This is a genomic window from Pseudomonas sp. 5Ae-yellow (genome assembly GCF_014077575.1).
Lineage (GTDB): Bacteria > Pseudomonadota > Gammaproteobacteria > Pseudomonadales > Pseudomonadaceae > Halopseudomonas > Halopseudomonas neustonica.
In genome coordinates, this window is record NZ_JACGWE010000037.1 from 20,081 (window position 1) to 27,382 (window position 7,302).

Consider the following 7,302-nt stretch of genomic DNA (forward strand, 5'->3'; position numbering starts at 1 on the left):
AGTTCGGGCCATCAGGCGGGTATGTCGACGCATCGCTCAGCACATTAAAGTTACCAATGCGCCCACGTCCTAGTTTACGCTCGTCAGCCAAACCTCTTTCGAGCTTTCTACTCCAACCCATTGGCGCTAAAGTGAGAAACCGTCGAAGTTCGCACGCAAGGATAGCCTCGAATGACATTGCCACCACAACCCAAAGGCCTGGTTTTTGACCTAGAGGTAGTGCCGGCAAAAAATGGTAAGGCTGATCGCATAATCATGATTGGCGGGTTAAGGCCTGATACCGGCGGCGAGCTCGAGCTCAAGGTTGGTAGCGATGCGGCAGATGCGGTGCGGCAGCTTGATGCACTCTCGCACGGGGCCAGCTTTGTGCTTGGCCACAATGTGGTGGAGCACGATCTGCCGCTGCTACAGACTGCGGCGCCAGATCTCGCCATGCTTCGCTTGCCGGTGATTGATACACTTCGGCTCTCGCCGCTGGCTTTTCCGCAGAATCCGTACCACCGGCTGGTCAAGGATTACAAGCTAATCCGTGACAGTCTCAATTCGCCTCTGGCCGATTGTCGTTCCACCCTGACCCTCTTTCTAGATCAGCGCGAAGCTTTCGGCCAGTTGCGCTCAACCCATCGCGATGAACTTCTCTGTTATCAGAGCCTGCTCGCGCCGTCGATCTCCGGCGGCGATCTGGGGGCCTTCTTTGGCTCACTCACAGGCGCGACACCGATCTCGTTGCCAAAGGCGCTGAAGCTGGTGCCGAACCTGTTGATCGAAACCGACCCCACGCTGGACCGGGATCTTAAGGTATGTCGACCGGCGCTGGCTACACTGCTTGATCATGTTGAAGCAGAGGAACATCTCCGGTGGTCCTTCGCTTATGCATTGGCTTGGCTGCGGGTCTCCGGCGGTAATTCGGTGCTGGCCCCATGGGTCAGGTACCAGTTTCCTGCGGTCGTCGGCATGATCCAGCAGCTCAGAGACGAGCCGTGCGGTAGCGCGGACTGCCAATACTGTCGAACGACTCATGACCCCAGGCTTGAGCTCAAGCGCTACTTCGGATTCGATGATTTCCGATACGAGAGCCCCGGCAGCAGCCTCCAGCATGATGTCGTGCTGGCCGGCATGCAGGGCGAAAACGTGCTCGCTGTACTTGCTACCGGCGGCGGCAAGTCGCTCTGTTATCAGTTGCCAGCGCTGAACCGTTTTCATCGCAACGGTAGCCTGACGATTATCGTCTCACCGCTGCAGTCGCTTATGAAAGATCAGGTGGACGGCTTGCTGTCACGCAACGTGCAGTGCGCGGCAGCGCTCAATGGTCTTCTTACCATGCCTGAAAGGGCAGATGTGCTGGAAAAGATCCAGCTTGGGGATATTGGCATCCTGCTTGTGTCCCCCGAACAGTTTCGCAACATGACCTTCCGCAAAGCGATTGCCCAGCGGCAAATCGGCGCCTGGATCTTTGATGAGGCGCACTGTTTGTCCAAGTGGGGCAACGACTTCCGGCCTGATTACCTTTACGCCGCCAGGTTCATCCGCGAATTCAGCGGCGACCAGCCCGTTGCCCCGATCGGATGCTTCACTGCCACGGCGAAACCTGATGTGCTAGGAGATATCGAGGCGCATTTTCAGGAGATGCTCGGCTTGACCTTCAAAAGCTTCATTGGCACGCATGAGCGAACCAATCTGAGTTTTGAAGTGCTGCCCTGCCTTCGTAACGAAAAATGGGCGCGCATCAACCAGCTGCTCTCTACAGAACTTGGCGAGCAGGATGGCGGGGCAGTGATATTCGTTGCGAGCCGGCGCAAAACAGAAGAGCTGGCCAGTTTTCTCATAAGCCAGAACTGGTCATGCAGGCACTTCCACGCTGGCCTTGAGCCCCACGAAAAGAAGGACATCCAGGAGTCGTTTATAAGCGGATCGTTGCGAATCATCGTCGCGACCAATGCCTTTGGGATGGGCGTAGACAAGCCGGACATCCGGCTCGTGGTGCACGCAGACATCCCCGGCTCGCTGGAGAACTATCTTCAGGAAGCGGGCCGGGCAGGGCGAGACCAGGCACAGGCACGCTGTGTGCTGCTATACGACCCCGAGGATATTGAAACCCAGTTCGGACTCAGCGAGCGCTCGAAGCTGAGCCTGCGGGACATCCAGCAGATTCTGCGCAAGCTGAGGGTGGAAAGCACCAAGCGCAAGGGTGGCGAGCTTGTCATTACTGCCGGAGAGATACTGCTCGATGATAACGTCGACACCAGTTTCGATATCGATGATCAGGACGCGGAAACCAAGGTCGTCACGGCAGTTGCCTGGCTTGAGCGGGGGGAGTACCTCAAGCGTGAGGTGAACAAGACGCAGATCTTTCCTGCCCGCCCGGGCCTGAGCAAGGAAGAGTGCGATAAGCGCCTGAAACAGGCCAACCTATCCCAGCGGCGCCGTCAGGAGTTCGAAGCCATCCTGCGCTTTCTGTACTCCGCCGGCCCAGATCAGCGCATCAACACCGACCAGCTTATGGCCCTCACCGGGCAGACGCAGGAAGAAGTCGCCGGTGCGCTCAAACAGCTGGAAGAGCTCGGGCTGCTGGTCAACGATGCGCAGCTTACCCTCTATCTTCGCCACGGTACGAGCGATTCGGCCACGCAGCTTCTGGAGCAGTCACTTCAGCTCGAGAAGGCTCTGTTCGATGTCCTGCGTGAGCAAGCTCCCGACGCTGATAGCGGTGCATGGCAGGATCTGAACCTGCAGCCGCTTACGGCGGAGTTGAAAGAGCGCACGAATCGGCCAGACCTATTGCCCTTGCATGTGCAGCGCCTACTGCGCAGCCTCGCTCAGGACCGGGACGGTGAGAGCCGACAGCGTAGTAGCTTCGAGCTGCGCCAGATAAGCCGCGACTATCTGAAGCTGCGGGTACAGGTTGGCCACGATTGGAACAAGCTTGAGGCGCAAGGCGCAAAAAGGCGGGCGATCGCCAGCAAGGTGCTGAGCTTTCTGGTGGACAAGATCGCCCCCGGCGTTCGCGGGAAGGACCTGCTGGTAGAAACGACCTTCTCCGAACTGCTCGCAGTAATCGAGCAGGATCTTGCGCTCCGTCATGAAATCCGCCTGGAGCAGCGGCGCAAGGCGATCGAGCATGTCCTGCTGTATATGCATCTGCAGGAAGTGCTCACCCTCAATCACGGCATGACGGTAATGCGCCGCGCAATGACTATCGACATCAATCCGGAAAAGCGCGGCGCCTATCGCAAGGAGGACTACCTCCGGCTCGATGAGCATTACCGGGAGCGGGGTATCCAGGTCCATGTCATGCGTGAGTACGCCGAGATGGGCTTGAAGGGAATGGCCACGGCACTGGGGCTGGTGCTCGATTATTTCAGCCAGGGCAAGCGTGAATTCATCATGAGGTACTTCGCGGGGCGCGAAAGGACTCTGAAGCTGATGACCAGCGAGGCGTCCTGGCGCACCATCGTTCATTCCCTAAGTGGTGCTCAGAAGCAGGCAGTGACAGACGACGATGACCGCAACTGCCTGCTGCTCGCTGGGCCCGGCTCCGGCAAGACGCGCGTCATCGTCCACCGGATCGCCTATCTGCTGCGGGTCCGCCGGGTGCCAGCCAGTTGCGTTGTTGCGCTAACGTTCAACCGCCACGCTGCCAATGAGATCCGCAAACGCCTCTTTGCGCTAATAGGGCAGGAGGCTTACGGGCTAACGGTTCTGACCTACCACAGCATGGCCATGCGCCTGACTGGCACTCGATTTGAACGCGGGGCGGAGGTCAATGAAGCAGAGCTCAAGAGCGTACTGGAAAACGCCGTTGAGCTGCTTGAGGGTAAGGGCCACGCGGAGGGTGATGATGACCTGCGTGAGCAACTCATGCGGGGTTACCGCTACATATTGGTGGATGAGTATCAGGACATCGACGAGATGCAGTATCGGCTGGTTAGTGCCCTGGCGGGTAGGACCACCGACGACGAAGGCAAGCTATGCATCATGGCGGTGGGGGATGACGACCAGAATATCTACGGGTGGCGCCAGACCAGCAACCAGTACATCGAGCGCTTTACTCAGGAATACGAAGCCAGCATCTCCTATCTGATAGAGAACTTTCGCTCGACCGGCCACATCATCAACGCCGCGAACCGCGTCATCCAAGCCAACCCTGATCGCCTTAAGGCAGAGCATCCCATAGGGATCGACAAGAAGCGTGTGACTGCGCCAGCCGGCGGCAATTGGGAAGAGCTCGACCCCATCCGGAGGGGCAGGGTGCTGCGGATCCAGCTGCCGGCAACAGATCGGGATGCCGGTAACCTGCAGGCGCAAGCAGCGGCCCGCGAGCTAGTGCGGCTAACGAAACTGGAAGGGTTGGACGTGAGGGGCTGCGCAGTGTTAGCTCGGTCACATCGCTATCTCGCACCTCTGCAAGCCTGGTGCGAGCAGAACGGCGTGCCTTATCACTTGGCCGCCAACAAGGACAGCGCGCTCCCGCTTACGCGTCTCAGGGAGTTTGTGAAGGTCGTGCGCATGATAGGCGCATATGAAGAAGCGTTAACGCCTGCAGACTTGCTGCAACTAGTCGAGGCTCGCGAGTTCAGCACGCAGTGGCGCGCATTCTTCACTACTGCAGTAGAGCAGATGCAGGTCGAACTCGGAGACTCCAAGTTCTCCGCCGCAACCCTGGTGGACTGGTTGTATGAATACGCACGGGAAATACGTCAGCAAACCAGTGAAGGGCTTTACCTGGGTACCGTCCATTCCGCCAAGGGACTGGAGTTTCGGCATGTGGTGTTGCTCGACGGCAGCTGGAAAGTAACGGCGGACCAGCTAAGCGATGAAAGAAGGCTGTACTACGTCGGCATGACCCGGGCCGAGCAGAGCCTGACTATCTGCGAATACCCAGGAGGGAACCCGTTCAGCCATGCCCTCGCAGATAGTGCAATAGTCGAGAACTTCACCGGCACTCATGATCCACAGCTTGAAGTGCAGTACCGACAGCTGACCCTCAGGGACGTGGACATCGGGTACGCGGGCAGGCATTCCGCGAATGATTCGATTCACAAGGCATTAGCTAAGCTCTCCATCGGGCATGAGGTCGAGCTGCGGCCAGAGGGTGGCCGTTATCTGATAGTTACTGAAGAAGGTTGGATAGTTGGACGGACGGCGAGGTCTTTCAAGCTGGATGCACTCCCGCGAAAATGCGAGGTAATGGGTATGGTTGTTCGCTATGCGGCGGACGGGGAGGAGCAATTTCGGAAGCGGATGCAGGTGGAACAGTGGGAGGTGCCGGTTGTGCGGGTAGCGTTTGTCGGCTGAACTATTGTGCTGAGGCCTGACGCAGAGCTGATGTAATACGATGGCAGGCATTCGCTATCGGCCAAATGCGGTCATCAGGTGCCTACAGAAACAGGGGCTATTCAATGTCGTCCGTATTATATGAGAAAGCGGGTTGGCAGTCAGATAGGAACGTGACTCAGTAGCCATTTTGGAGGAATAAAGCGGTGCGCCTTGTTGTGATTGTTGTCACGGTTTCTTTTGGCGAAATTATTGGCGTTGCTGCATTGGCCGGGTTAGGTACAGGCGGCGTCATCCGTGCAGCTTGTCCAGTGTGCTGTTGTCAGCCGCCGTTTCTTAGTCAGGTCTCAAAACGCAGTAAAATGTTGTCAGTCGGCTGGCGCTAAAGCGCAAGTTGACGTGCTGTTATTCGGATGGGGGTGCAGAGGAGCCGACGCGATATTGAGTTAAAGGCATGGGATGGTTTGTGTGATTAAAGCTTTGGGCTTCGAGATATAAATAACCAGTGAATGAGCAACAAAAAAGGCGCCTCCGGGGCGCCTTTTTTGCAATGACGGCCGCTTATTGGCTATTCAACTGAGCCATCCCGGCTAGCAGTGCCTGATGAAATTTGTCCGGCGCTTCTACCTGCGGCGAATGCCCCAGTTCGGGAAATTCGACCAGGGTCGCATTGGGAATGGCGGCGGCGGTTTTGCGTCCCAGTTCAGGGTATTGCCCCAGGCTCTGGGCTACCGACTCCGGTGCGCGGTTGGCGCCGGGGGCGGTGCGATCCTTGCCGCCGATCAGCAGTAGCGTTGGTGCCTGAATGTTGGGGAACTCATGTACCACCGGCTGGGTGAACAGCATCTCTGCGGTCTGCGCCTGATTCCAGGCGACTATCTCTTTGCCGGGACCGGCATACATGCCATAGGCCATCTCTACCCAGCGGTCGTATTCGGGCTTCCACTGGCCGTTGTAATAGAACTTCAACTGGTAGTTTTTGATGCCTTCATAGCTGGTTTGCAGCTGTCCCTGGTACATCTGGTCGATAGTGGCATAGGGCACCCCGGCCTGTTGCCAGTCTTCCAATCCGATGGGGTTGGCCAGTACCAATTGCTCGACCTGTTCAGGGTGATTCAGTGTGAAGCGCGCGGCGAGCATGCCGCCCATGGAGTGGCCGATCAAGGTGATCTTGTCGATGTTCAGGTCAGCCAGCAGGGCGTGCGTGTTATGCGCCAGTTGGTTAAAGCTGAACTGATAGCCGCGTGGTTTGCTGGAACGACAGAAGCCGATCTGATCCGGCGCTATAACGCGGTAGCCCTCGGCGCTGAGTACCTCGATGGTGTCCTGCCAGGTGGCGCCGCAGAAGTTTTTGCCGTGCAGCAATACGGCTGTTCGGCCATTGGCTTCAGTCGTTGGCGGTACGTCCATGTAGGCCATCGAGAGGGGTTGTTGCTGAGAGGTGAAAGTAAAACTCTCGACCGGGTGAGGATAGTCAAAGCCCTCAAGCTGGGGACCGTAAGCGGTGTGTGCGTAAGCGCTTGAAAGCGGCAATAGTAAGGTGGCGAATGCGGCTAGGATGGTGACGTTCTTCATCTACTGACTCCCTGTTGGGTCGGCGTCACACCTGCTGACGTAATGCGTTTCAGACGCAGTCAGGCAGAGTGATTAAACGTAGGAGTCTAGCAGCGCGCTGGGCTAGCTATTGAGGTGAAGGCATTTCAGAATATGACGGCAAAGACGATAGTAAGGCGGCGTAGCCTGGGTGCAATCAGGCTACGCCGTGTGTTGCTGAGGTGGTTAGAAGTCCAGGTCGATTTTGGCCCAAAGCGTGCGGCCGGGTTCGTTGATGGCAATAGAATCGGCTGGGAAGCCGAACGCGGCGTTGCCGGCGAGATTAAGGTGCTCGGCGTAAGCCTTATCGGGGACTGTCAGGTTTTTTGTGTTCGGGCTCTTAACGGCCTGCCATCAGGTAGGCCTTCACTTACCAGGTTGGCCTGGTGAAACGATCTTCATACAGGATCGCAAACTGGTTCATAGCGGCTTTCC

Annotated in this window: 2 protein-coding genes; one reads left to right on the forward strand and one right to left on the reverse strand. The window is 57.5% G+C overall.

Going from position 1 to position 7,302, the window contains the following annotated elements:
- Positions 1-171 precede the first annotated feature (171 nt).
- Positions 172-5,295, forward strand: coding sequence for a RecQ family ATP-dependent DNA helicase (locus H4J77_RS16110; protein ID WP_123891219.1), 5,124 nt, complete (start codon positions 172-174; stop codon positions 5,293-5,295).
- 540 nt (positions 5,296-5,835) lie between these two features.
- Here the strand turns inward: H4J77_RS16110 and H4J77_RS16115 are convergent.
- Complete coding sequence (locus H4J77_RS16115) at positions 5,836-6,849, reverse strand: alpha/beta fold hydrolase (protein WP_123890857.1); 1,014 nt, start codon at positions 6,847-6,849, stop codon at positions 5,836-5,838.
- Between the last annotated feature and the right edge of the window lie 453 nt (positions 6,850-7,302).

Excerpts from the sequence above, each read along its gene's own strand:
- H4J77_RS16110 (WP_123891219.1), top strand. The coding sequence starts at position 172 with ATGACATTGCCACCACAACCCAAAGGCCTGGTTTTTGACCTAGAGGTA.
- H4J77_RS16115 (WP_123890857.1), bottom strand. The coding sequence starts at position 6,849 with ATGAAGAACGTCACCATCCTAGCCGCATTCGCCACCTTACTATTGCCG.